The following is a 26,080-nucleotide window of genomic DNA, read 5'->3' as shown; positions in this document are numbered from 1 at the left end:
GGCTCTTTACTGTGCTCAGATTATCGGCTAGTAAACTCTAAGCCCTCACCACTTGCATCAATAACAATGATGCAGCCTGGTTGAAAATCATTATTAAGCAGCTTTTGTGCTAACGGATTTTCAATAGTTTGTTGTATTGCACGCTTAAGTGGGCGAGCGCCATAAACCGGGTCAAAACCACTAGCAGCAATCCGCTCAAGCGCAGCATCTGTCAATTCAAGTAAATAACCCATCTCAGTTAATCGTTCACGCAATTTACTTAACTGTATATCTGCAATTTCTTTAATATGGCTATGTGCAAGCGAGTGGAACACTACTGTTTCATCAATACGGTTAATAAACTCAGGCCTGAATTCATTATGCAGTACACCCATTACCTTAGCTTTAAGCTCGTCATAGTCATTACTCCCCGATTGCTCTTGGATAATGTCTGAACCTAAGTTAGAGGTCATAATGATAACCGTATTTTTAAAATCAACAGTACGGCCTTGACCATCTGTTAAACGACCATCATCAAGAACTTGTAATAAAATATTAAACACATCTGGATGCGCTTTTTCTATTTCATCAAGCAAAATAACCGAATAAGGTTTACGACGAACAGCTTCGGTTAAATAACCGCCCTCTTCGTAACCTACGTACCCTGGAGGCGCACCGACTAAACGTGCGACTGAGTGTTTTTCCATAAACTCAGACATATCTATACGCACCATGGCACTTTCGGTGTCAAACATATAGCCAGCCAACGCTTTTGTTAGCTCTGTTTTACCCACCCCTGTTGGCCCTAAGAATAAAAATGAGCCAATAGGACGATTCGGATCAGCAAGCCCTGCGCGCGAACGACGGATGGCATTGGCCACAGCAACTACCGCTTCATCTTGCCCTATCACTTTATTGTGTAATTGCGCTTCCATTTGCAATAGCTTTTCACGCTCACCTTGAAGCATACGTGCCACCGGAATACCGGTCCAACGTGATAAAATTTCAGCTATTTCATCTTCGCCCACTTGGTTTTTAAGTAAGCTCATTTCTTGCATTTCGGCTTGTGATGCTAAATCAAGCTTACGCTCAAGCTCGGGTATACGGCCATATTGCAGTTCTGACATGCGCTGTAAATCGCTTGCTCTGCGTGCCACTTCTAAATCAAGTCGTGCCTGTTCAAGCTCAGCTTTAATGACTTGCGTACCTTGCAAAGACGCTTTTTCGGCATTCCATACTTCATCGAGTTCACGGTATTGCACCTCAAGCTCAGTGATCAGCTCAACCATTTCTGCACGGCGCTTTTGACTCGCCTCGTCTTTTTCTTTAGCCAAGGCGTTATCTTCAATTTTTAACTGAATGATACGACGCTCTAACTTATCTAAGGCTTCAGGTTTTGAATCAATTTGCAGTCGAATAGAAGAGCCCGCTTCGTCAATTAAATCAATTGCTTTATCAGGTAATTGGCGATCACTAATATAGCGATGTGATAACTGCGCTGCAGCAACAATTGCCGGATCGGTGATTTCCACTGAGTGATGTAATTCGTAACGCTCTTTTAGACCACGTAATATAGCGATAGTATCTTCAACCGATGGTTCTTCAATTAATACTTTTTGGAAACGGCGCTCAAGTGCAGCATCTTTTTCAATGTATTTACGATATTCATCTAAGGTCGTTGCACCTACGCAATGAAGTTCTCCTCGTGCTAATGCAGGTTTTAACATGTTACCCGCATCCATAGCGCCATCACTTTTACCAGCGCCAACAATGGTATGAATTTCATCAATAAACAAAATCACTTGGCCTTCTTCTTTGGCCAATTCATTTAAAACTGATTTTAAACGCTCTTCAAATTCACCTCGGTATTTGGCCCCAGCAACCAACGCGCCTAAATCAAGCGAGAGTACGCGCTTGTTTTTTAAGCCCTCTGGCACTTCCCCATTAATAATACGTTGCGCAAGCCCTTCGGCAATCGCGGTTTTACCCACCCCAGGCTCACCAATTAACACAGGATTGTTTTTGGTGCGGCGTTGTAATACTTGGATGGTGCGACGAATTTCATCATCACGGCCGATTACAGGGTCAAGCTTACCTTGCTCCGCCCGCTCAGTTAAATCAATAGTGTACTTTTCAAGTGCTTGACGAGTTTCTTCAGCATTAGGATCATCAACTTTTTGACCACCGCGAATTGCTTCTATGGCAGTTTCAACTTTGTTAGCGGTGATATTAAGTGCTTTAAATACACTGCCAAGCGGCCCTTTATCTTCACATGCAACTAAAACAAACAGTTCGCTTGAGATATATTTATCTTTGCGTTTTTGGGCATACTTGTCACACAGATTAATAAGTGAAACCATGTTGTTTGACAATTGCACATCGCCACCAACACCTTCTACTTTAAATAATTTTTCTATCTCTTGAGATAGTTTAGTATTGAGCTCATCCACGCTAATGCCCATTTGTGCAAATAAGGCGCGCACACTTGAACCACTTTGCTTTAATAAAGCATACATAAGGTGAACGGGTTCAATAAATTGATGATCGCGACCTAGCGCTAATGATTGCGCATCTGAAAGCGCAGACTGAAATTTACTTGTAAATCTATCTAAACGCATGGGGGTTTACCTATAAAAAAACGAATTACTTTATAAATGGGTATGTTAGCGGATTTGTTCAAGGTATTGAGGGAAAAATAATCACTTAATAGTAATTTACTTGCGCCAGATCAAACTTGCCATACGACCGGTTTGGCCGTCACGTCGATAAGAAAAAAACTGATTTTTTTGAGAGAACGTACAGTATTCACCACCACTAATATTCACAACACCCCGTTGGTTTAGCAAAGTACGCGCAATGTAATAAATATCAGCTAAATATTTATCGTTATTTTGAGGTTTAAACGCATCATGCAAAGCTGGATTATTGGCTGTAAATGTTGCAACGACCTCTTGGCCGACTTCAAATCGGTTAGCTCCTATTGCAGGACCTAACCACGCATGTAAATTCGCTGGCTCATGTTTAAAACAGCTAACTGTATTATTAATAATTCCTTGCACTAATCCTCGCCAACCTGCGTGAATTGCAGCCACTTCTTGGCCATCGCTTGAGGTAAGTAAAATAGGTAAACAGTCAGCGGTCATTATAGCTAAAGGTTGATTGCGTAACTGCGTGTAAAGCGCATCCCCCGTCAGTATGTGATTAGCGTCAAACGCTTCATCCACTAAAATTACATCAGCGCTATGAACCTGATTTAACCAAACAGCAGGATTAGGTATGTAACTATTTACATGCGCTCGATTGGTTAATACATCTTGGCTGTTATCACCTACATGTAACCCTAAATTCAAACTATCAAATGGAGGCTTTGACACACCTCCATCCCGTGTAGTACTCAATGTGCCTACACCCTGAATAGGTTGCCATGTAGCTGATAAGCCAGACATAATTAACTAGCTATATCTGGATTTGCTTTTGTATCTTCGCGCAGTGCTTGTGTCATCTGGACCATATCATCAGGAATAGGTGCTTGCCAGGTCATCATTTCACCAGTAATTGGATGAGCAATGCTTAATTTTACAGCATGCAGCGCTTGACGCTTAAAGCTACGCAGTAACTCAAACAGCTCAGGGGTTGCTCCTTTTGGTGGACGAGGACGGCCGCCATAAGATTGATCGCCAATTAGTGGATGGTTTAAGTAAGCCATATGCACGCGAATTTGGTGTGTACGTCCGGTCTCAAGGCGTAAACGCAAACGAGTATGAGCTCGGAACTTTTCTGCCACACGGTAATGCGTAATCGCTGGTTTACCCATTTCATGAACAGCCATGTGCGTACGTTGAGTTGGATGACGACCAATCGCTTTTTCAACCATACCACCGGCGGTCATAGTACCATTACATAAGGCTTCATATTCACGTGTGAAATTTTCGCGCTTTTGTAAGGCTTTAACCAAATGAGTTTGTGCCTGAATCGTTTTCGCGACAACCATTAAACCCGTTGTGTCTTTATCAAGACGATGAACTATACCCGCTCGTGGTACGTTAATAATTTCTGGGAAGTGATGAAGTAATGCATTTAACACCGTACCGTCAGGGTTACCTGCACCAGGGTGAACCACTAATCCCATTGGTTTATTGATAACTAAAATATCATCGTCTTCATAAACGATGTTTAATTTGATATCTTGTGCTTCGTATTCACGAGGTGCTTCTATTGTTGTTTCAACAGCCACAACTTCACCACCGAGTAATTTTTCACGCGGGGTGTTGAAAATTTCGCCGTCAACGGTGATTTTATCATCTAAAATCCACGTTTTTATCCGTGATCGTGAATAATCAGGGAACAATTGTGCTAATACTTGGTCTAGACGTTTACCACCTAAGTCTGTTGGGACCTCGGCTTGGAGAGATATTTGCTCTGACATTAGTAACTTTACCCAATTTACCAGTGCAAGCTTTGCTTGACTGGGTTAGAATCGCTTTTAATAAAAGCATAACATAATACGCATAGTTTACTCGGTTTTACCCACTTGGCCTAGCCGAAGACATCGAAGGTAACAAATAAAATGATAAATAAAATAGGGAAACGTGCATTCGCCATTGTTTTTTCAGTTTCAGTGCTTAGTTTAGGGGCTTGTTCGTCTGCACCTGACCAAGAAGACATTCAACGAGTACCAAACAGATCAGCACAAGCACTATATGAAGATGCAAAACAAACGCTTGATTCTGGTTTATACGCACGTGCAATTGAACTGTTAGCGGCAATTGATTCTCGCTACCCGTTTGGCCCGTTTTCAAAACAAGTACAAATGGATTTAGTGTACGCACATTACCAATCAGGTAATACAGAGCAGGCACTTGCTACCATTGACCGTTTTATTCGCTTAAACCCAAACCACAAAGATTTAGATTACATGTACTACATGCGTGGCTTGGTTAATATTAAAGCGGATAAAAATGCTTTCCAAGAGTACTTTGGTGTAGATAGAGCCGACAGAGACGCTAAACGTACCCGTGTAGCTTATACCGATCTATCAACCTTAGTTAAACGTTTTCCAGAAAGTGACTATGCGCCAGAAGCAAAACGTCGTTTAGTTTGGCTATTAAACCGCATGGCACGTTACGAGCTAAAAGTTGCGACTTACTACTACGAACGTGAAGCCTATTTAGCAGCTGCGAATCGCGGTAAGTTTGTGGTAGAGCACTACTCACAAAGTAGCTACTTGGATGCGGCACTAGCCATGATGGAAAAAAGCTACGATAAGCTTGGATTGACTGAATTAAGTGAGAATGCAGCGCAAACGCGCAAATTTAACAGTAGAAATAAATAATACGAAAAAGGCGCTACTTTCAAATAAAAGTAGCGCCTTTTTTACTCAAGACTACGATTATATCGCGTCTTCATCTTCTTCTGCAGTACGAATACGAACAACACGCTCTACCTCAGTGACAAATATTTTACCATCACCAATTTTGCCTGTCTGTGCGGTTTTAACAATCACATCAATAGCGCGTTCAACATCTTCATCACCAAGCACAATATCTAACTTTACCTTTGGTAAGAAATCAACCATATACTCTGCGCCACGGTATAGCTCGGTGTGACCTTTTTGACGACCAAACCCTTTGACTTCACTTACTGTCATACCCGTAATGCCAACATCAGATAGTGCTTCGCGCACATCATCGAGCTTAAACGGTTTAATGATTGCTTCTATTTTTTTCATATTAGTTACTTTTGAAAGCCTCAGTTGCCTCGATTTTAGACAATCATGAGGTTCATAGCAAACAAAGTGATTGAATAGCACAGGTGAAAAATAATCATGGTATGATTATTTTAATAAAAATAACTATACTAGGGTCTGTTGACCTTTCAACATCACCGAGTTAATGAGATTTATATGAAAACCAAGCATACAGGATTTACTCTATTAGAGTTAATGGTTACCGTTGCTATTGTTGCAATAATAGCAAGTATTGCAATATGGAATAGTAGCGATATGCTGGAAGAAAATCGAGGCGAAAACTTTTTATTGGAGCTTAAGCGTAATATTAGTTTTGCGCGCTCACAAGCGGCTAGTACTGATGAGATTGTGGTTATTTGTGCAGCTCAGCATTCGGAGGTTAAAAACAATGATGATAGTATGCAATGCCGAGCAAGGTGGGATCGTAATAAAGTTATTATAACCTTTATTGATGCAAATAATGATGGTCAATATAATTCTTCCTCTGACAGCTTAATTCGCGTCATGGAAAAAATTAGCCTTAATGATAAGGTAACATTCACAGCTGGAGATAGACGGATACGGTTTAACACCAGCGGTCGTATCACCACTAAACCTGGAAATTTTATTTTTTGCCCTAATGGTACTAATGAAAATAATAAAGGGTTAACACTGTCTCAATCAGGAACTGCTTTTTATATAGGTGACACAACTCAAACCTGCAGCTAAAAGCCATTTCATACTTTGTCGTTTTTTGATTATTTACTAAACTAATATAATGGACTGTTCAATGTAAGGCTTCAGGGATGAAGTTAATTATAAGTGTTCACAAAAACGATGGCGTTACGTTAGTAGAATTACTAGTAACCATTTTAGTTATTGCAATACTGAGTCAACTCTCTTTGTCGTTTGCTCCTGACTTCTTGGCGCTCAATCGCGCAGATAATCAGGTTAGTCTATTACACCGAAATATTAATTTAGCACGTCTTTATGCTATAGAGCATGGCAACTACGTAACGCTGTGCGCTTTGAAAGATAAACAATGTTTAGATGGTGAGTGGCACACGGGTGTGTCACTTTTTACTGATCATGACAAGTCAACATCTTTGGATAATGACGAACGTCTTATTAGTACCTTTGAACATACCCATCCCTCTGATAGCTTAGAGTACCCCCGAACTGCAATAACTTTTAGACCCGACGGCTCTTTAAATGGCTTTCAAAATGGTACTTTTATCTATTGCCCTAATAGTGAAAAAGCAAACCTTGAAGGGCTTGCTCTATCTATAAGTCAAACAGGTCGCATAAGGATAAAGTCCACAAATAGATGCAAAAATAACTAACCTGAATTCTAGTTAGGGGGTTTACAGTGTAAAAAGCCAGACTTCACGTCAGTAGCTGGCCTATTGCAAGTAGGTTCAACGCAATTAGCGCTAAAAATAGCTGCTTGAGATAGGTATACAATTCAGAGTAAGGTTAATTAGCATCATCTACCCCAGCAATAGGTTATATCTGATTTACCTTTGCTGCCTTTAGCCCCTTTTAAGCCTAAATCATTAATAGACAATTCAGTACAATCAGCATCCCCTTTAACAGCTCCAGCGATGGGTTTCGCTGTAATTGTAAATTCATTACTATTAACCACATTTATTGCTAACTCAAAATGCCCGTTTTCAGTTTTACTTTGAATACCTAAGTCACTAAACGAAGTTGAATAAACTCGGTTATCTACAAAGTATTGCTCTTGCTTATTTGCCGCATCTAACAGCGCAGATGCAGCTTCTGCGCGTGATGCCCTTTTTACATACTCTGTGTAATTCGGCAATGCAATTGCGGCAATAATGCCAACAATCGCTACTGTGATCATTACCTCAATTAATGTAAATCCTTGTTGTGTCTTATTCATATACAGCCCTTAATTGTTTATCTCATCGTTTTCTTCACGCTTATAAATATATGTTTGCTGCGTTTTAAAGCCAAAGCCACTGTTGCCACTCTCTAGTAACTTTATAGTTCCATCTTCGATTTTTAGACCAGGCCCTGAAATGTTACCGGGTACAAATGGTTTGGAATCACCTTTAATTAAAGGACCAGGGAAATAAAATTTACTTTCGGGTGGCTTCCTTTCAGGACCATCAGGACCATCAGGACCATCGGGACCATCAGGACCATCAGGACCATCATCACACTGTCCATCGGTATTAGCATCCACGCAAGAAGAACCAAAGTATAGCTGTGGTGTATCGGGCACATCGTAACTGGTTACAAATTTGAGCTGTTCATACACCTTTGTACCGTAATGCAAATGAAACGCATAAAGCGCACCACCGCCTCCACTTAAAGAACATTGATTCTCTACAACGGCATCAGATGCTGGCGTGAAAGAAGTAAAATAAGCAACTCCGCCAACAACGGTAGCTGCAGCTAATGACTTTTCACCTTTGGCTAATTCGTAGCGCCACCCTTTCTTTTTTGCCAACTCAGCTTCAACAAGATTAAAACCATCTATGTCATCTAAAGTATTACCAAACGGGTCATCGTTCATAATCATTAAGTCGGAGGGTTTAACTGCCGCAGGCGCATTGATTTTAAATGAGCGTGTCAGCGTATTTTCATCACGAATCATAAACAACTGATCTTGCTCATTTGTATTCGTTGGTTTTGAACGATTGCCGCTGCCGATAACAACAGCATCATAAGGAGTATCTAAACGGGTAATAACTTTATCACCGTTGATGGTCGTCTCTGTTACTTTACTAAACAAAGTACGCGCAATCAGAGGCTTATAAAAGAAGCGCCTGTCTTGGGTATTTTGATTGCTACCAAGCTCAGCAAGTTTAAAGTGACTAAACTCACTGCTATCTTCTCCTGGCATATCAATTCGCCAAATATTACCACCGGTGTCTGAAGCATAAATTCGGTCAATATAGCCGTCATAATCTGAATCAAGCGTAGTTAAATCAGCGGCAATGCTATGTTTACCTTTAAAACCATTGCTATTTGGGGTTAATGCCCACACTAAGCTACCTGTTTTTGCTTCAACAATATAAATGCCTCGACCACGGGAATCCTCAGCTCTTATAGCCGCGTCTTTATTTGTATCGTAACCTGCACCAAATACGAGTAAAGGTTTATTACCAAAAGCTTTAATATAAGCTATTTGCGGTTTTGACCATGTTTGTGCTAATTCCGTAAAATCGCCTTTGCCGCCTTCAATTGGTTTGCTCCAAAGGCGCTTTGGCTGGTTCGGATTTGTAATATCTAAGCCATAGTAATTCTTACCACCACGACGCATACCAGCAAAAGCCCAAACAGCATCTCCTTTGCTAGCATCTATAATACCGTCATTTAAACCTTCGCTATTCAAACTCTTATTACTAAAGTAAACACTGATAGGGCCGTCCATGCCATATACCTTGCTATCTGCTTGTTTATTTCTGAGTGGCTTAATAATGTCAAATAATGCTGAAGGTATAAACGCCCAACTTTCGCTTACAGTCTCGCCAGCATCTTTAAACATATGTAAAAACCCGGCATTTGTTCCTATAAGAATTCGTATATCATCACTGCCATAGTCGATAGCAATAGGCTTGGAATGTAATGGGTCGCCAAAAATATCAGAGCGTTGATCTTGCGAAGAGCCATCTTTATCCTCATCATCAACGTCGACCCCTCTAGCCCAATTAACATCTTGGCTTGTTAAGGTTAGCGGGTTATCAACAATACCACTAAGAATATCGCTGACAACCGAAGTATCAAAGCTAACAATAGAGCCTTGATTTTCAGTGAATAAATTACGAGCTAGTGGATCTATCGTACTTAGATAATGATTTACGCCACCTTGTGCAACCGCATTACCATCAGCGGGTTGGCCCGCAGGTAGCCAAAATGTTTTTGCATCTTTTGAAATTAAACCGTCGCTATTAAGAGCAAGCTTGTTAGTCGCATCAACAATCTGATTGCCTGTAATTTTTAACTTTTTGAGGTTACCACGCCAGCGAGCCCCTGTTTCAGGATAAAACATAGCAAAGTAAAGAGCATCACGGCTGCGAGTTTGGTCTACGTTATTGCTGGCCACTGATGGCGATGAAAAACTATCGTTTACTTCACGAATACGAGAAATCGTATTTTTAAGTGCGTCTGACAGTTGTGCTGCAGTATTGGCATGCAAATATTGCCCACCGCCATAGTCTGCAGTCTCAGTAAGTAAGTTTTTACCTGAGTTACTCATTCCAGTACCAAAGCCAATAGGAAATACACGACCAATATCTAGTACATTATTGGTTTTGCTATACAAATCAACTTTTACATCATCTGTACCATGGATAATTTTTGCCAGCGCTGCCAAATAACTATTGCTGACAACAGGCGCATTTTCAGAAAAATAATCCTCATGAAGGTTAAATATGTCATTATTTCTATTAGAATCGTTGGTAGGATCTCCATCTGTCATTAAAATAATGTTGATACTATTGTCACAACGTAATGGCTCACCCGCTACTGGGGCAAAAGGTGATTTATAAACTCCTGATGACTCAGCGGTAAAATCTCGATTATTAGTGTTATCGCCATAGTAAACATCTTGGCCTGTTATGTATAAATACGCTTCCCATAATGTTTCAGTTAATGGGGTTGACCCACTAGCAGGTAGCTCATCAATTTTATTGAGCAACGTTGACTTTTCAGCACCTACTCTGGCTAGTACATAACCGCCACTACTGCCATTAAAACGCATTAAACCAAATTCAATATCATCATTATCGTTCACTAATTGCGTAATCGCATTTTGTGCAACTCTTAAACGACTATCACTACATGTGGCTTCATAATTGTAGTAGCTAGTTCGTTTGTAACATTGCTCATTACGTTTATAGCTGTCTTTACTTTCAAAACAATCGACCTCGTAATAACGATTACCGCTTCTCATGTAACAGGCATTGCCATCGTTTACATCCCAAGCCATACTGCCTGATGTATCAAAAATCATAATTACGCGTGGCTTTTCATCTGTCTCCACATTATGGTTAACATACAGCTCTATATCTTCAGCATGAGCTGACATGCCAATTAATATTGCAAATATAGGCATGAACATTCTGTTTAGTGTAAGTTTCATATTAAAACCCCTTACTTATGCTAGCCATCTCTTGGGCTACGCCGGTAACAATTGTTAGTTGGTGTTTACTTTTGGAGCCGTACTCTATGGTTGTAGAAACTTGCACCATGTTGCATGAAATGCCAGCAGTAAAATTAAAACGACGAGGGCATTCTAAATCAAGTACACCATTGTTTAAGTTAATCATATTGCTTTTCATATCATCGCGTTCAGCCATAACAACACCGTTATCTGATACTTCTTCAGGGGTTAAAAAGAACTGATTAGCAGCCCCTTTACTAGCTTCATCAGCAATAATGCGCTGTACTTCACCAATTAGTTGATTTTCTGCAACTTCACGCTCTTGAGCTGCATTTGTAATTTTAATATCAATACTGCTGCTACTCATTAAAGTAACCGCAATTCCTGTCACTGCTATCACCATAATAAGTGCTGTAATAAGTACAACACCCTGTTGTTTCTTTTTCATATGAGTTAAATACGCCATAAATTTGCTCCCACATTATTTAAACGAATAGTCGTCGTGAAAACAGTTCGTCTGAAATTATCTGAAAAAGTAAGAGAGCGACTATTAGCATCTTCCCCTAATATGTACGTTTGGTTCTTAATTTTAAGGCCTGGATCTGGCTGCAATGCTCTGATCAGTAAGAAAACTTGTACTGTTAAAATACCTCTACGGTTTTCCCAGTCGCTGGCGTTCATATCACTGATGCTTTTATAGATATCAACGCGACTATCGTTGGTAGTATCTAAACCAAAAACAAAACGCATATTTTCCACGCCTTCCATTATAGTTTCAGTATTTATAGACCCGCCTACTAAACGCTTTCGCATTAGTGCCGGTACAGTAAGGTTCTTATTATTTACCGTATAAGTTTGCTCTGCAATATAATAGCTGTGATGACTATACGGCCATACCGACGCATTGATATTTACGCTAGTAGGGTCAACAATACCTCGCTCAAAGCGTGCATTTTCTTGCTCAGCAATAAAATAATTCTCATCGCTTTGCGTTTCATTAACACCTGAGGCATCAACTTCTAGTTGATTACCTTGTAAAAACTTAACCTGTAAAATATCAGTCCCTTTAATTGGGTTTTTTACACAGTTGAGCTCATTAGAACTTGCCGCCGTTTTAGCGTATAAAGATCTAAAGTTACTACTACTCGTTAAATCTGGAAAACTGCCATTGTTAGCTCCTTCAAAGCAGTCATTAGTAGGATTTGACAATGATGATGTGTTTGCAGCGGTAAATGAATCATCATAAAATGTTCCCCAAAAACCAACTTGCTCAATATCTCGTTGCATAATATTTATAGCTAAACGGCCTGACTCTTGTAACTCGCCTATAGTCATTGTGTCTTTGGTGGTTACTTTCATACCGATATAAGTAAACATTACCCCACCCAAAATTAATCCCCCTATAAATAGAGATATCATCATTTCAATGAGTGTAAATCCTGTTTGCTTCATTTTAGCTCCTAACGTATACATAGCTATTAAGCACGACTAAGCGACGCTTTTTATCTGCGACGCCACAACCAATCTTACCTGTCGCCTCACTTGCTTTAAATTCTTGTCGACCCTGCCAAGAAACAATAACCTCAAGGTTATATGCTTTCCCACCAGAACCCGCTACCACTTCAGGGTTAATACACACAGTTGCACCATCAAGTGATCCGGTATTCTCTCGGGCTCGAATAGCACGTTTCCATTGCTCGATATCTAAACTAGCTATTTGCGCGTTGCTACATGAGCTTGTAAAACATGTTTTAGACGATTTCTTAGTGGTTTCACTAGTAAACTCTACATCGTAAAGGGTCGCGAGCTGCGAAGTATCATTAGCTCGAATACGTTGAATAATATCATTACCAAGCGCAACAGCAGCAGCACGTTGCATTGAATCAAAGCTTGCTTGCTTTGCTTTTGCTTGCAGGGCTACAGCGCCCAATAAACCAAAGCTGAGAATAATAAACGCAATTAGGACTTCAATAAGGGTAAAACCTTTTTGCAATTTAAACGTACTCAAATACATAGTAAAACCAAATAATAATTACCTGATAATAAGTGTATGCAATTACAGATTAGATTCAACTAGAACCATGACTAACGGTTAATTATGTTGATAAGCGGTTAATAGGTAGGCGTATTAAAGTTCACTTTTTACGCTTTTGAGTGCTCGACGACTTACAGCTAACAAAGTAGTACAACCATCAAGTTCAATAACATGTTGATGGTTTTGAAGCGTATGTAGGGCAATAATTTTGTTTTTATTCACCAAAGTATGTCGATGAATTCTTAATAAATGATGCGGGTATTGCATTTCAAGATGCTTTAAACTGTCCTCAATTAAAGCTTCCCCTTGATCAAACACAACCTTGGTATACTTTTCCTCTGCGTTAAAATAAAAAATACTCTCTATTTCAACACTTCTGATAGTGCCAGCCAGTTGATACGTTACTTTTTCTGTTTGTTGCTGTTGCAGATGTACTCTGTTTAAACGTCCTAGCTGTTGTAATGCATGTTGCAAACTTTTTACTGATATAGGTTTTACCAAATACCCTGCTGCATTTAGTTGCAACGCATCAAGTGCATGCTCAGGGTGAGCAGTTATAAAAATAATTGCCGGCGGAACCGCAAAGCTATTGAGTTGATTGGCCACTTCGATGCCATTTAAGCCTGGCATATCAACATCTAAAAACACTAAATCAGGCTGAAGTTTTTTTATTTTTATTAAAGCGTCATTGCCATTACCGGCCTCACCTTGCACTTGAATAGATGTATGGCTCTGACTAAGTAAACGTTTTAAGCGTGCTCTGGCTAAAGGCTCATCATCTACAATCAGTGCATTCATAACATGTGCTCTGTTTGTTTTGGAATAACCACTTTAACTCTAAATTTATTTTCTTTGTTAGTTATTGTCAGTTGCGCCTGATCTTTATAATAAATACTTAAACGAGAACGGATATTATCAATTGCCATACCGTTATGCTCTCTAGTATTAGCGGCTTCAATAGGTACAGGGTTAGTCACAATCAAGGTTAAATAATGTGTTGTAACATGCAGCTCAATACTAATGGTAGCACCACTTTGGCTGGGCTCTACACCATGGCATACTGCGTTCTCTACCAAAGGTTGTAATGTTAGATATGGAATATAGAGCGCAGGGAGATTTTCTGGTAATGACCACTTAACCTGTAAGCGCTCAGCAAAACGCCATGACTCAAGAGCAATATATTGTTTAGTTAATACTATTTCATCACTGAGTAATACACTTTGCCCTGACCGCATTGCAGCCTGCGAAAGCGCCGCTAATGCTAAAATAGCATGCTCTGCAGCCTCAACATCATGATGCGTTAATTCTGCTGCCGTATTCAAACTATTATATAAAAAATGGGGTCTGATCCGCGCCTGCAAAGCATCAAGCTCTGCACGAGAGAGTGCTTTGGCTTGCTGCTCTTTTTCAAAATGAATAAGCAAAAATTGTACAAAAAGTAAGGTAAGCAAAAATACAATAATGCAATTACGTAACACAAAAAACGTAAGTTGTTCTTCGTTTTCTATATCAAAAGCAATATAAGAAAAAGCCAGACTAAATAAAGCAGTACTCAAACTATATACAGCAATAAAAAAACTAAGCTGAATAAACTGAGGCTGTTTTGCAAGAAATCGGCGACAAATATATATAAAAGAGGTGCTTACTAATACGGTTACATGGAGAAATAAACTAATCTCTCCCAAATGCAGCCATATGTCACCGCCAGCATTAGGAGCAAAAGCTAAAATAATAGCCACGACTTGGGTTACTATGAGGGATGCAAGTACACCACGCTCATTAAAAAGGGCCGAAAAAAGTAGTGCATCTGGTGTCAGTTGCTTACTCATTCGACCCTCCTTTTATCTATTAATAGACTAACGCAGCTCTACTGGCACAGCAAAAACAATGTTTTCTTCTTCACCTGGGTTTTCTGTTACTTGTTTGCCACCAAGCTCTTTTAAGCGTGTAATGACTTGCTGAACTAATACTTCAGGAGCTGATGCACCGGCAGTCACACCTACACTGTTGATACCATCAAACCATGATGCTTCAACATTACTAGCATCATCTATTAAGTAGGCTTGTGTACCCATTTTATCGGCAAGTTCCCGTAAACGATTAGAGTTAGAGCTATTTTTAGCACCCACAACTAATAACACATTCACTTTATCAGCTAAATCACGAACCGCATCTTGGCGGTTTTGTGTTGCATAGCAAATATCATCTTTACGTGGACCATCAATTGTGGGAAATTTACTACGTAAAGCATCAATCACATCGGCAGTGTCATCTACTGATAGAGTTGTTTGGCTGCAGTAAAAAAGATTATCCGCATTTTTTACATCAAGCTTTAATACATCATCGACTGTTTCAACAAGATAAATTCCACCTTGCTGGTTATCGTATTGACCCATGGTACCCTCAACTTCAGGGTGTCCGTGGTGACCAATTAAAATGCATTCAATGCCTTTTCTACTAGCACGGGTTACTTCCATATGCACTTTAGTCACTAATGGGCAGGTTGCATCAAATACTTTTAACTCTCTGCGTTTAGCTTCTGCACGAACAGCTTGAGATACACCATGAGCACTGAAAATAACAATACTATCGTCAGGAACCTGATCAAGTTCTTCAACAAATACGGCGCCGCGATTTTTTAAACCATCAACCACATAACGGTTATGCACCACTTCGTGACGCACATAGATTGGCTTTTCAAAAATATCTAAAGCGCGCTCAACAATACTAATTGCGCGGTCAACACCGGCGCAAAAGCCTCGTGGATTAGCTAATAATATTTCCATTAGCCTTGCACCTCAATAATATCAACCTCAAACGTTAAACGCTGACCCGCTAATGGGTGATTAAAATCGATAGTAACTGACTCACCTTGCACTTCACGAACCAAACCCGGAAGTTCAGTACCATCAGGTTGAGTGAACGCAATAATCGCACCTACTTTAGCCGGTGTTTCTGCACCAAACTTACTACGATCTACATAATAAATATTATCTGGATTGGGTTGACCAAAGGCATCCTCAGGCTCAAGCTCAAATGTTTTGCTTTCACCCGCAGTTAGGCCAAGCAAACATTTTTCAAAGTTAGCGGTTAAACTGCCATCACCCATAGTGAGCTTGGCAGGTTTGTTATGCACTTTTGTTGAGTCAGCGGCAGAGCCATCTTCTAGTTTAATAGAAAAATGAAAAATAACGTCTGAGTTTTCACCAATTACAGCTTGGCTCATGCTTTATGCTCCTTTGGTTCTTCGCCTGTAAAGGCGTCAAATAGTAATAACGCAGCGCCTACACAAATAGCACAATCTGCAATATTAAATACGGGGAAATGTGAGTCTTCGTAAAACACATGTAAAAAGTCAATAACGTAACCATAAGCAACACGGTCGTATAAGTTACCAATAGCACCCGCTAACACTAACGAGTATGCACCGCACAATACTTTATTAGACGCAGGAAGGCGCTTTAACCACCATACCAACAAACAACTAATTGCAATTGCTATTACACTTAAAAACCAACGTTGCCAGCCACCCGCTTCGCTTAAAAAGCTGTAAGCTGCACCGTAATTATGTACATAAGTGATACTAAAAACAGGCAGTAGATTAATTGACTCACCATAGGCCATGGTGTTTACAACCAGTGTTTTACTGGCAAAGTCTATTACTAGTAGTAATAGACTCAACCAAAGCCACACTAAACCACTTTTTTGGGCTAGTTTGCTCACTAAAAACAACTCCTAAGCGAATTGACGCTTTTCACCTTCACCGTCAACGTTACTAACACAACGACCACAGATTTCAGGGTGCGCAGGTTCAATACCTACATCTTCACTATAATGCCAACAGCGCTCACACTTTTTAGCATCAGTTGCTGATACGCTAATGTATAAACCTTCAATTTCGGTTGCTTGTGAATCTGCAGGCTGGCTCTCTACTTCAGTAACATTTACAGCTGAAGTGAGTAACACAAAGCGAAGTTCATCACCTAGTGCAACCAGTTTTGCAGCAAGTTCTTTACTTGCAAACAGGTTAACCGTTGCTTGCAACGTAGCGCCAATCACTTCTTCTTTACGTGCAGCTTCTAGCAGACGGTTCACTTCGTCACGCACATTTAAAATAGCTTGCCAATCTTCATTACTAAACTTGGTCGTAGTTGGTGCTTGTAAGCCCTCATACCAAGTTGAAGTAAATACATAGTCACTGCGCTCACCTGGAAGTGCTTCCCAAATTTCTTGTGCTGTAAAGCTCATGATTGGTGCCATCCAACGCGTCATCGCTTCAGCAATGTGGTACAGCGCAGTTTGACAAGAACGACGTGCATGACTGTCACTTTTTGCCGTGTACTGACGATCTTTTATAACGTCTAAGTAGAACGAGCCTAACTCGCCGGTACAGAAGTTCATTAGCTTTTGCGTCACTAATAGCATTTGGTAGCTATCGTACGCCGCTAAAATGTCATCTTGTAACTGTGCAGCACGCCCTACAATCCACTTATCAAGCTCAACCATATCATCAATAGCAACTTGATCTGTTTTTGGATCAAAACCGCTAAGGTTAGCAAGTAAGTAACGGCTAGTGTTACGAATACGACGGTAGCGATCTGCTGAACGTTTGAATATTTCATCTGATACCGTCATTTCTGCCGTGTAATCAGTTGATGCTACCCATAAACGTAAAATATCAGCACCTAGTTTATTCATCACATTTTGTGGTGAAATAACATTGCCTAATGACTTAGACATTTTGCGGCCGTTTTCATCAACCGTAAAGCCATGCGTAAGTACTTGCTTGTAAGGTGCATGACCATTAATTGCCACAGAGGTCATCATTGATGACATAAACCAACCACGGTGTTGATCTGAACCCTCTAGGTATAAATCAGCAGGACCGGTTAAATCTTCACGCGCATCAACAACACAGGCATGAGTTACACCTGAATCAAACCACACATCGAGTGTGTCTTGCACTTTCATGTATTGTTGTGCGTCTTCTTCACCTAGTAAAGTAGCTGGGTCTAAGTCATACCAAGCTTGAATACCTGACTTTTCAACAAGCGCTGCTGCTTGCTCAATCAGCTCTTGAGTATTTGGGTGTAATGCACCCGTGTCTTTATCAACAAACAGCGCAATAGGTACACCCCAAGTACGTTGGCGTGAAATACACCAATCAGGGCGGCCTTCAACCATGTTAGCAATACGGCTTTCGCCCCATTCAGGTAACCACTGAGTATTTTTAATTTCAGCCAGTGAATCTTGGCGCAAGTTAGCCTGATCCATGCTAACAAACCATTGTGGTGTGGCACGGAAAATAATAGGCGTTTTATGGCGCCAACAATGTGGGTAACTGTGCGTTAATGCATGGTGATGCATTAGGGCATTATTTTCTTTTAATACCTCAATTACACTCGCATTGGCTTTAAACACATGTTGACCGGCAAATAATTCAGTATCAGGTAAGTACACACCATTTGCGCCAACAGGGTTAGCTACTTCAAGGTTGTACTCAAGACCAGCCACGAAATCTTCTTGACCATGACCTGGTGCAGTATGCACGATGCCCGTACCAGAATCTGTTGTTACGTGCTCAGCAACAATAACAGGAACATTAAAGTCGTAAAAAGGGTGTGCTACGGTTAAGTTTTCAAGTGCTGCGCCTTTAACATAGCCAAGGATATGGAAATGGTTAAAACCAAAACGATCCATCGCATCTTTAACCAGCTCAGAACCTATAATAAGACGTTGCTGAACGCCTTCATCTTCTACTTGTACTAGCGCGTATTCTAAATCAGCATGTACAGCTACCGCACGGTTTGCAGGCAAAGTCCATGGTGTCGTAGTCCAAATGACGGTTCCTACGCTACCTGTTCCTGTATGGCCAGCCGCTAAATCAAACGCATTAACTACCGCATCTTGATCTGTAAAAGTAAAACGTACATCAATAGCTGGAGATTGTTTATCTTGGTATTCAACTTCGGCCTCAGCTAATGCTGAACCACAATCTGTACACCAATGCACAGGCTTAGCACCTTTATGAAGGTGACCATTTTTTATAATGCGGCCCAGTACACGGATGGCATTAGCTTCAAAGTCGAAGTTCATTGTTAGGTAAGGTTTATCCCAATCACCAAAAACGCCTAAACGTTTAAAGTCTACTTTTTGGCCTTCCACTTGCTTTTTAGCATAGGCACGACATTTCTCACGAAACTCTGCCGCAGTTACCTTAACACCGGGTTTACCAACTTTTTTCTCAACCATTAACTCGATTGGTAAACCATGACAGTCCCAACCTGGTACGTATGGCGCATCAAAGTCTGATAAAGTTTTAGACTTAACAATAATATCTTTTAATATTTTATTTACTGAGTGGCCTAAATGGATATCGCCGTTTGCATACGGAGGGCCGTCATGCAAAATGAAAGTTTTTTTACCTTTCTTCGCGCTGCGAATTTGACCGTATAGGTCGTCTTCATACCATGCTTTAAGCATTTTTGGTTCACGTTGTGCCAAATTGCCACGCATTGGAAACATTGTTTCCGGTAAATTCAAAGTATGTTTGTAGTCGCTCATTAATCCTACTTTCCGTTTCTATCGGCTACCTAATTTAAACCAAAACACTGCTTAGCGGCGGCAACATCGGTTGCTATTTGTGCCGTCAGTTGTGTTAATGTCTCGAATTTTTTCTCATTGCGGAGCTTTTCAATTAACTCCACATGCATAAATTGTCCATAAATATCTTGTGCAAAATCAAAAAGATGAACTTCCAATAAGGCACGAGTTCCATTAAACGTGGGTTTGTTTCCAATGTTAGCCACCCCAAAAACTTGCTTTCCTGCGATCATCACTTGAACCGCAAATACACCATTGACCGGACAAACTTGACGTTTTAGCGCAATATTTGCCGTTCTAAAACCCAGTTCGCGGCCTTTTTTCCAGCCATGAATAACACGTCCAGATATTGCATAATTATGCCCAAGCATAACTTTTGCACTAACTAGGTCACCTTCAGCAAGTGCTTCTCGTATCAAGGTACTGCTTACTCTAGCATTTAATTGCCTAAAGCTGGCAGTGCTTTTAACACTCATTCCCACTTGGGTGCCCATAGTTGCCAATAGACTAAAGTTACCTTGGCGCTGTTTACCAAACCTAAAATCATCACCAACCGTTAATGCTTTAACGCCCAGCTTTTTAATTAAAATATCGCTAACAAACTGCTCAGCATGCATGTTTGCAAAAGCCTGATTAAAGCTAATACAAATAACGCGTTCAATTCCTAAGTTACTCAATAGACGAAGTTTATCACGCAGTCGAGTCAGCCTAGCCGGAGCGTTATTTTTTGCAAAAAACTCCTGTGGCTGAGGCTCAAATAACATTACGGTGCTGGGTAAATTATTTTCTTTTGCATCAGCTAAAAGCCCTTTTAATACGGCAGCATGACCCAAATGAACACCATCAAAATTACCAATGGTCAGCACACAACCAAAGTGTTGTGGGCGTATATTGTGTATACCTCTAATTAGCTCCATGCCACCTAATGCCTTTTTCAGCGAGCGATAAAATGCGACCTCGGGCCGCAGAGTGTCCGATTATAATCTTTTTTTTAATTTGATTCAGTAATTGCTACACTTTTTATCGTATTTAGTCTAACACCCATCAAAAACAACATAAAAAAGTAACTAACAATCGCAATAATTAATAACACAACCAATAACATAACTTGTTCGCTAAAGTGCCAACTAACCCAGTCATATTGCCTACTGGTAAACCAAACCAATGCGCCCATTGTTATACTTGCCAACAAACACTTCAAAGTGAAGTAGCCACTCATGCTGGAAAACTGATAAACATTCTCTTTTTTAAGCTGTCGATACAGTAAGTAGGCATTACAACTTGCCGACATTGAGGTTGCCAGTGCCAAACCTAAATAGCCAATAAATGGGGCCAGCATAATATTAAACACCATATTTAGTACCAAAGTAATAATACCAATGCGTACCGGTGTTTTAGTATCTTGGCGAGAATAAAACCCAGGCGCGAGCACTTTAATTAACATAAAGCTGACTAATCCCACTGAGTAGGCAACCACCCCTAAGCTCACCGCCTTAACATGATCAATACCCGCTTCTTTAAAAGCGCCATGATCAAACAGCACGGTAATAATAAGCGGGCTTATAATCATCAATCCTATCATTGCTGGAAGCCCTAAAAAAATCACAAACCTCACTCCCCAATCTAGGGTATGTTGAAAGTCGCTACTTTTTTTACTGCTGTGTAATTTTGACAACGCAGGTAAAATAACCGTCGCAATACCGATGCCAAATAAACCAAGTGGAAATTCAATCAGTCTATCTGAGTAATATAGCCAAGCGATAGAGCCCGTCATCAATAACGAGGCTATTACTGTATCGAGCAGCAAATTAATTTGACTAATTGATACACCAAATAAGGCTGGAAGCATTAACTTGCGTACTTTTTTCACATTTTCATCTTGCCAACCCCAGCGCGGGCGCGCTAGCATTTTTGCTTTATACAAAAACGGCAGTTGAAATAATAGCTGTACCACGCCTCCTAAAAACACGCCAACGGCTAATGCATAAGCGCCTACAGAAAATTGGTCGTGTAATAAAATGGCACAACTAATGATGGATACATTGAGTAACACCGGGGTAAAAGCCGCAACGGCAAAACGATTATAAACGTTCATCACCGCGCCACTGAGCGCCACAAGGCTTACAAAAAACAAATAAGGAAAAGTAAGTTTTAATAGCGAACTGGCAAGCTCAAACTTTTCTGCGTCAGGCCCCCCTTGCCACCAATCAATAAACCAACCAGTACCAAATAATGCAGCAATAACAGGTGATGCTATTACACCAAAAAGTGTCACTATCAGTAAAATAGTGCCTAACGTGCCGGCGGCTTGGGCAACAAATATTCTGACCTTCTCATCGCCTTGCTGCTGTTTAATTTCACTTAATACCGGTACAAATGCTTGCGCAAAAGCCCCTTCGGCAAATAAACGGCGTAAAAAATTAGGAATACGGTTAGCAAATAAAAATACATCGGCCGCAGCGCCTGCGCCCAACAGATTAGCCACGACGGCATCTCGTACTAGCCCTAAAATACGCGAGATCATTGTCATTGCACTTACAATCATCCCAGAACGAAACAAACCTTTTGACACTATAAATCCATATTAAAAACCAGCAATTAAGTTAATTATGCCATAGTCTTTTTTATAAATCGCTTTAAAGCACTAGGCTGGAACCCCTTGCTTTGTTACAATAGCGCTATTAACTGCTAAAGCGGCAAATTGATGTTCGTTATAAGGAGCAGTTTTTCTTGAATTGTTAAAATTAAATTGACATTCATGATAAAAACAGGCATATTCCACGGCCTTTAATTTAAGCTTTATTTAAGATTGTTAGGAGCAAACCTTGGCTAACATCAAGTCTGCAAAAAAACGCGCTATCACAAGCGAAAAAAACCGTCAGCACAACGCAAGCCGTCGTTCAATGATGCGTACTTACTTCAAAAAAGTAATCGTAGCTATTGAAGCTGGCGATAAAGAAGCTGCACAGCAAGCTTTTTCTGTTGCTACACCTATCCTAGACCGTTACGCAACTAAGGGTCTAATCCACAAAAACAAAGCTGCTCGTCATAAGAGCCGTTTAGCTGCTAAAATTAAAGCGCTATAATTTGTTTTTGCAAGATTAAAAAAACCGGCTTTTGCCGGTTTTTTTTTGCCCAAAATAAATACGCCTCTTAAACGTTATCAAGCTCTGGATAAAACTTTTTCAACATCGCCGCAATTTTCTTTGGTGAAAATGGTTTAACCACAAACCCTTTTGCCCCTCTTTCTATCGCATCCTTCACATTTTCAACGCCTGAATGAGCCGACACCATCACCACGTTTGTCTCTGGTGATAACTCATTAATTTGCGCAATAAGTTCTTTACCATCGCCATCAGGTAGTTCTATGTCTAAAAATATAATATTAAAATTGGCTGCGCGACACTCGCTAATACACTGCGCGGCCGTTGACGCTTCTTTTACATTCTCTATCCCTAAATGCATTAATGTTTGACTTAGAAAGCTACGCACAGTGCTAACATCGTCAACTATTAAAATAGATAGCTGCGTATTCATATACAATCCTTATAGGCTAAAGCCATGTCTGCGAAGTTGGTGATTTGCTTAAAATACAAATATTTACTTTATTATAGAGGGCTAAGCTAAAAAGGCCAGATTTGCTTTATGTCGAAAACCACAAAAAAAAGTCGCCGCAAAAAAAATAAAGCCGCTACTGTTAAACAAAGATCCAGTAATAAGCTTGCAAACACTGGCTCACAATTAAAACTACACTCAAGTAGCGCAAAGTGTGGCATCAAGTTGACCCTGCTTTTTATTTTCGCGATATTATTATTTATACTTGTTTTAATACCAAAGCCGAGTTTACTTACTTATAAAAAATCATCTATGGTAAGCCAAAGTGTGTATTGGCCAGGGTTGTTTTCAAGCGAACCAAAACTACTGGACTCAACCCTACACCCGCGACTGGATAAGGAGCATAGAACCCTTTACCTATGTATTGATTTACAGCAACCGCAGAGCTGCCAAAAATATCGAATTATTGCTGAGAAAGGAATATTTTCAGTATTGCTTACTTACTTTTAACATTAAAAAAACTAATCTGAAAATTTAAAATTACTTGGTTGAAAGCTGTGCAAAAGATCAACATAATGGCGCTCCTTTTTTCAACAACTGAACTATTGAAACGACCATGCTAAACGAGCTAGATTGGCTTTTAAATACATTACTACTTGCACTAGGTTTAGGTGCATTCTTTATTAACCAACTGACACTGCTTCGCGTTGCAGCGATTAGTGCTTGTGGTTTGTTATTCTTATCATTTAGCTTAGATCTTATGTCGTCGAGTATTATTTCAAATATGAGTTTAGTTTTGATCAACACATTTTATTTGTTTAAAGTTTATACTTTTGGACAATTTACTGTATCTCAGCACTAATTACTTCCCCTTAGAATATTTTATAGCCCAGTTTTTCTGGGCTTTTTTTATTCTACAGCTTTAAAAATCTTGGGTCTTAGTTTGAACTAAGTTAAAATTTATCTCGTATTGGGTCTGTTGACCTTTCAAGGTTAAATTTTCAGCAGTCTGTTTGGTATTTAGGCAAGGCAGAGCCTATGTGGTGTGGTTATTCCCCATAAATAGGTGATAACGCAGCATCAATGCCAAACAGGCGCTGCCCTTTGGGTTCTACCTAAGGGCGATTTACTCTTTGTTGCTCGGTTTTTACTTAGCCCACTAGGTTACAAACCTCGCGCCGCGATTAAACCACCCCTAGTTTGAACAAATTTTAATCCGCAAAGGTCAACAGACCCTTGCCTATTTTGAGATAAGCCCATGCCGTTGTCAGATTTCGATTTATTCTTATCCTCCATGGAAGATGTTACCCCTATCAGTCACGATACAGTGACATTGCCACCTAAAAACCATAAAACAGTTATCGCTCAGCAAGAAAAAAACAAAGCGGCACAATTAAATTTAAGCAGTGAACAATTTAATTCGTTAGATGAACCACTAGAATTGCTCGACCCACTCGCCATATTAAGTTTTAAACGGGATGGCGTGCAAAGCCCGGTTTTTAAAAACGTAAGATTAGCTAAATATCAGCTCGATGCGACATTAGATTTACACGGGCAACTTTTGAAAAATGCCCATGCTTCGTTGCTTGCCTTTATTAAAGATTGCCACCAGCGCAATATAAGAATGGTTCTTGTTCGTCATGGAATAGGTATTAAAAATAAAGCCAAACCGGGGATTTTAAAAAGTTACGTAAATCAGTGGCTGCAAACAATTCCTTGTGTTTTAGCATTTCATACTGCACTCAGGCAGCATGGAGGAAGTGGGGCAACATATGTCTTACTAAAGAAGAGTGATGATAAAAAGCATCAAAACAGAGAAATTCACAGCAAGCGCAGTTAAATCTTGCTGTGCTAATAAGGGTTAGTTAAGCATCAACGCTGCTGCATTAGCTTGATTAAACCACGCAGATATTCCTAAAATAATGATAGATACAACCACAATGCTAATTTTTGCGCCCCCTTGATTGGGTTTCATAATTCATCCTATTTATTATTTTTGTTAGAACAGCTTTTAACAATAGTAAAAATTACAAATGTTAACAAGCTGTTTCTGTTAAAAATTAAACAAATTTTAATCCTTGAAGGCCAATAACTCTAAATTAATAACCTTGCTGCTTATTAATACAATTTATTAATGGTTGTCTCGCTTTCAAACGCAAAATGTTTTCTGCTATTTGCTCAATAACACTATCTAGATCTGACAACGCAGCACAGTGCGGCGTTAAAGTAATATTTGGGTGTTGCCAATAAGGGTGTTTGCTTGGTTGTGGCTCACTGGCAAATACATCAAGCGTTGCTGCTAGTAAACGTGCGTTATTGAGCGCATCGAGCAAATCAGCTTCAACGACATGCTCACCTCGGGCCACATTAATTAACACGGCGTGCTCAGGAAGTTGCTTAAGCAACTGTTGATTAATAATACCTTTGGTATTGCTAGTAAGTGGCAATAGACAGATTAAATAATCTGTATTCACTAACATATCATTTAGTCCCTGATCACCATGGTAGAGTGCTGCTATCGTTGATGTTTTAGGGCTTCGGCTCCAAGCATTAACTTTAAAGCCATTATTAGCCAACCTTTGGGCGCATGCTTGGCCTAATTCGCCAAACCCTAAAATACTGACTCGATCGTGCCTATACGCTCTTTTGGGCTTCCATTCACTTTGCTGTTGTTTTAAGAAATATTCTTTTAATCGCAATTTTTGCGCTAATACATGAGTAAGTACATATTCAGCCATGTCGTTGGCTAACTGTTTATCGACAATCCGCACCACTTCAACATGTGCAGGTAGTAAACTTAAATCGATACTATCAACCCCAGCACCAAACGATGACACCGCTTTCAAATTTAATAACTTTGGCCATAAAGACGCGGGCGCATTCCAAGCCAGTACAAATTCCACACCTGCAAAATCTTTGCAGTCATCAAGCTGCTCAATTTGAATGTTGGGTAATTGTGATTGCATTTTTGCAATTAATTTTGTGTTATCTCGACCGGTAATCGCGACTAAAACTGACATGATGATTCCTTAAAAAGTAACCCTAA

The 26,080-nt window shown here is 40.0% G+C and carries 25 protein-coding genes; 6 read left to right on the top strand and 19 right to left on the bottom strand.

The genetic code is table 11. The features are described 5' to 3' along the window. Positions 1-20 precede the first annotated feature (20 nt). The 3 genes from clpB to rluD form a co-directional block, all read right to left on the bottom strand. Positions 21-2,597 (bottom strand): ATP-dependent chaperone ClpB, encoded by a 2,577-nt coding sequence (gene clpB / locus FLM54_RS04980; RefSeq protein WP_178955537.1) that lies wholly within the window; start codon positions 2,595-2,597, stop codon positions 21-23. A gap of 96 nt (positions 2,598-2,693) precedes the next feature. Continuing rightward, positions 2,694-3,425: a peptidoglycan editing factor PgeF gene (pgeF, locus tag FLM54_RS04975; RefSeq protein WP_178955535.1), complete on the bottom strand. Its 732-nt coding sequence runs from the start codon at positions 3,423-3,425 to the stop codon at positions 2,694-2,696. A gap of 2 nt (positions 3,426-3,427) precedes the next feature. Next, entirely contained in the window at positions 3,428-4,405 is a 978-nt protein-coding gene (gene rluD, locus FLM54_RS04970) for a 23S rRNA pseudouridine(1911/1915/1917) synthase RluD (protein WP_008114448.1), read from the bottom strand. Between the two features lie 141 nt (positions 4,406-4,546). On the opposite strand from rluD, the gene FLM54_RS04965 reads away from it, so the two are divergent. Beyond that, a complete protein-coding gene (locus FLM54_RS04965) occupies positions 4,547-5,311 on the top strand; it encodes an outer membrane protein assembly factor BamD (RefSeq protein ID WP_138607642.1) in 765 nt (254 codons plus the stop codon). 57 nt (positions 5,312-5,368) lie between these two features. On the opposite strand, the gene FLM54_RS04960 is transcribed toward FLM54_RS04965, so the two are convergent. After that, complete coding sequence (locus tag FLM54_RS04960; RefSeq protein ID WP_008114445.1) at positions 5,369-5,707, bottom strand: P-II family nitrogen regulator; 339 nt, start codon at positions 5,705-5,707, stop codon at positions 5,369-5,371. Positions 5,708-5,881: 174 nt separating this feature from the next. Here FLM54_RS04960 and FLM54_RS04955 point away from each other — a divergent pair, with 174 nt between their 5' ends. Together FLM54_RS04955 and FLM54_RS04950 are read left to right on the top strand one after the other, a co-directional pair. Continuing rightward, positions 5,882-6,433, top strand: a complete 552-nt coding sequence (locus FLM54_RS04955) for a GspH/FimT family protein (protein ID WP_138607640.1) — start codon at positions 5,882-5,884, stop codon at positions 6,431-6,433. A gap of 77 nt (positions 6,434-6,510) precedes the next feature. Next, a complete protein-coding gene (locus tag FLM54_RS04950) occupies positions 6,511-7,047 on the top strand; it encodes a GspH/FimT family pseudopilin (RefSeq protein ID WP_138607638.1) in 537 nt (178 codons plus the stop codon). Between the two features lie 143 nt (positions 7,048-7,190). On the opposite strand, the gene FLM54_RS04945 is transcribed toward FLM54_RS04950, so the two are convergent. From FLM54_RS04945 to murJ, 13 genes are all read right to left on the bottom strand, one after another. Beyond that, positions 7,191-7,610 (bottom strand): type IV pilin protein, encoded by a 420-nt coding sequence (locus tag FLM54_RS04945; protein WP_138607636.1) that lies wholly within the window; start codon positions 7,608-7,610, stop codon positions 7,191-7,193. A 9-nt stretch (positions 7,611-7,619) separates the two neighbouring features. Further along, positions 7,620-10,820 (bottom strand): pilus assembly protein, encoded by a 3,201-nt coding sequence (locus FLM54_RS04940; RefSeq protein WP_178955533.1) that lies wholly within the window; start codon positions 10,818-10,820, stop codon positions 7,620-7,622. A 1-nt stretch (position 10,821) separates the two neighbouring features. Then, entirely contained in the window at positions 10,822-11,307 is a 486-nt protein-coding gene (locus FLM54_RS04935) for a pilus assembly protein PilX (RefSeq protein ID WP_138607632.1), read from the bottom strand. Further along, entirely contained in the window at positions 11,295-12,293 is a 999-nt protein-coding gene (locus FLM54_RS04930; protein WP_178955531.1) for a PilW family protein, read from the bottom strand. Before FLM54_RS04930 ends, FLM54_RS04935 begins: the two co-directional genes overlap by 13 nt. A gap of 1 nt (position 12,294) precedes the next feature. Then, on the bottom strand, positions 12,295-12,855 hold the full coding sequence (pilV, locus tag FLM54_RS04925; protein ID WP_178955529.1) for a type IV pilus modification protein PilV: 561 nt from the start codon (positions 12,853-12,855) through the stop codon (positions 12,295-12,297). 114 nt (positions 12,856-12,969) lie between these two features. After that, positions 12,970-13,674 carry a LytR/AlgR family response regulator transcription factor gene (locus tag FLM54_RS04920; protein WP_138607626.1) on the bottom strand — a complete coding sequence of 235 codons (705 nt, stop codon included), beginning with the start codon at positions 13,672-13,674 and terminating at the stop codon, positions 12,970-12,972. Next, entirely contained in the window at positions 13,671-14,705 is a 1,035-nt protein-coding gene (locus tag FLM54_RS04915) for a sensor histidine kinase (protein WP_178955527.1), read from the bottom strand. The genes FLM54_RS04920 and FLM54_RS04915 overlap by 4 nt, the downstream gene beginning before the upstream one ends. A gap of 27 nt (positions 14,706-14,732) precedes the next feature. After that, positions 14,733-15,662, bottom strand: a complete 930-nt coding sequence (ispH, locus tag FLM54_RS04910) for a 4-hydroxy-3-methylbut-2-enyl diphosphate reductase (RefSeq protein ID WP_178955525.1) — start codon at positions 15,660-15,662, stop codon at positions 14,733-14,735. Then, on the bottom strand, positions 15,662-16,102 hold the full coding sequence (fkpB, locus tag FLM54_RS04905) for an FKBP-type peptidyl-prolyl cis-trans isomerase (RefSeq protein WP_010391275.1): 441 nt from the start codon (positions 16,100-16,102) through the stop codon (positions 15,662-15,664). The genes ispH and fkpB overlap by 1 nt, the downstream gene beginning before the upstream one ends. Continuing rightward, entirely contained in the window at positions 16,099-16,599 is a 501-nt protein-coding gene (gene lspA, locus FLM54_RS04900) for a signal peptidase II (protein ID WP_131690731.1), read from the bottom strand. Before lspA ends, fkpB begins: the two co-directional genes overlap by 4 nt. Positions 16,600-16,611: 12 nt before the next feature. Beyond that, positions 16,612-19,440 carry an isoleucine--tRNA ligase gene (ileS, locus tag FLM54_RS04895; protein ID WP_178955523.1) on the bottom strand — a complete coding sequence of 943 codons (2,829 nt, stop codon included), beginning with the start codon at positions 19,438-19,440 and terminating at the stop codon, positions 16,612-16,614. 29 nt (positions 19,441-19,469) lie between these two features. Continuing rightward, complete coding sequence (gene ribF / locus FLM54_RS04890) at positions 19,470-20,396, bottom strand: bifunctional riboflavin kinase/FAD synthetase (RefSeq protein ID WP_075170608.1); 927 nt, start codon at positions 20,394-20,396, stop codon at positions 19,470-19,472. A gap of 74 nt (positions 20,397-20,470) precedes the next feature. Then, complete coding sequence (gene murJ / locus FLM54_RS04885; RefSeq protein ID WP_041709107.1) at positions 20,471-22,009, bottom strand: murein biosynthesis integral membrane protein MurJ; 1,539 nt, start codon at positions 22,007-22,009, stop codon at positions 20,471-20,473. Between the two features lie 295 nt (positions 22,010-22,304). On the opposite strand from murJ, the gene rpsT reads away from it, so the two are divergent. After that, the gene (gene rpsT, locus FLM54_RS04880) at positions 22,305-22,565 is read left to right on the top strand and encodes a 30S ribosomal protein S20 (protein ID WP_008114420.1); all 261 of its coding nucleotides are present in this window, start codon (positions 22,305-22,307) and stop codon (positions 22,563-22,565) included. 67 nt (positions 22,566-22,632) lie between these two features. On the opposite strand, the gene FLM54_RS04875 is transcribed toward rpsT, so the two are convergent. Continuing rightward, positions 22,633-23,016 (bottom strand): response regulator, encoded by a 384-nt coding sequence (locus FLM54_RS04875; RefSeq protein ID WP_138607618.1) that lies wholly within the window; start codon positions 23,014-23,016, stop codon positions 22,633-22,635. A gap of 634 nt (positions 23,017-23,650) precedes the next feature. Between FLM54_RS04875 and FLM54_RS04870 the strand changes: the two genes are divergently transcribed. Together FLM54_RS04870 and smrA are read left to right on the top strand one after the other, a co-directional pair. Continuing rightward, complete coding sequence (locus tag FLM54_RS04870; protein ID WP_008114416.1) at positions 23,651-23,896, top strand: hypothetical protein; 246 nt, start codon at positions 23,651-23,653, stop codon at positions 23,894-23,896. A gap of 396 nt (positions 23,897-24,292) precedes the next feature. Further along, positions 24,293-24,874, top strand: a complete 582-nt coding sequence (smrA, locus tag FLM54_RS04865; RefSeq protein WP_178955521.1) for a DNA endonuclease SmrA — start codon at positions 24,293-24,295, stop codon at positions 24,872-24,874. Between the two features lie 259 nt (positions 24,875-25,133). Here smrA and FLM54_RS04860 read toward each other — a convergent pair whose 3' ends face one another. Next, complete coding sequence (locus FLM54_RS04860; RefSeq protein WP_178955519.1) at positions 25,134-26,054, bottom strand: glyoxylate/hydroxypyruvate reductase A; 921 nt, start codon at positions 26,052-26,054, stop codon at positions 25,134-25,136. Between the last annotated feature and the right edge of the window lie 26 nt (positions 26,055-26,080).

Source organism: Pseudoalteromonas sp. Scap25, assembly GCF_013394125.1.
Taxonomy (GTDB): Bacteria; Pseudomonadota; Gammaproteobacteria; order Enterobacterales; family Alteromonadaceae; genus Pseudoalteromonas.
Note: the sequence above shows the minus strand (reverse complement) of the source record. Positions and strands in the feature narration are given on the sequence as shown.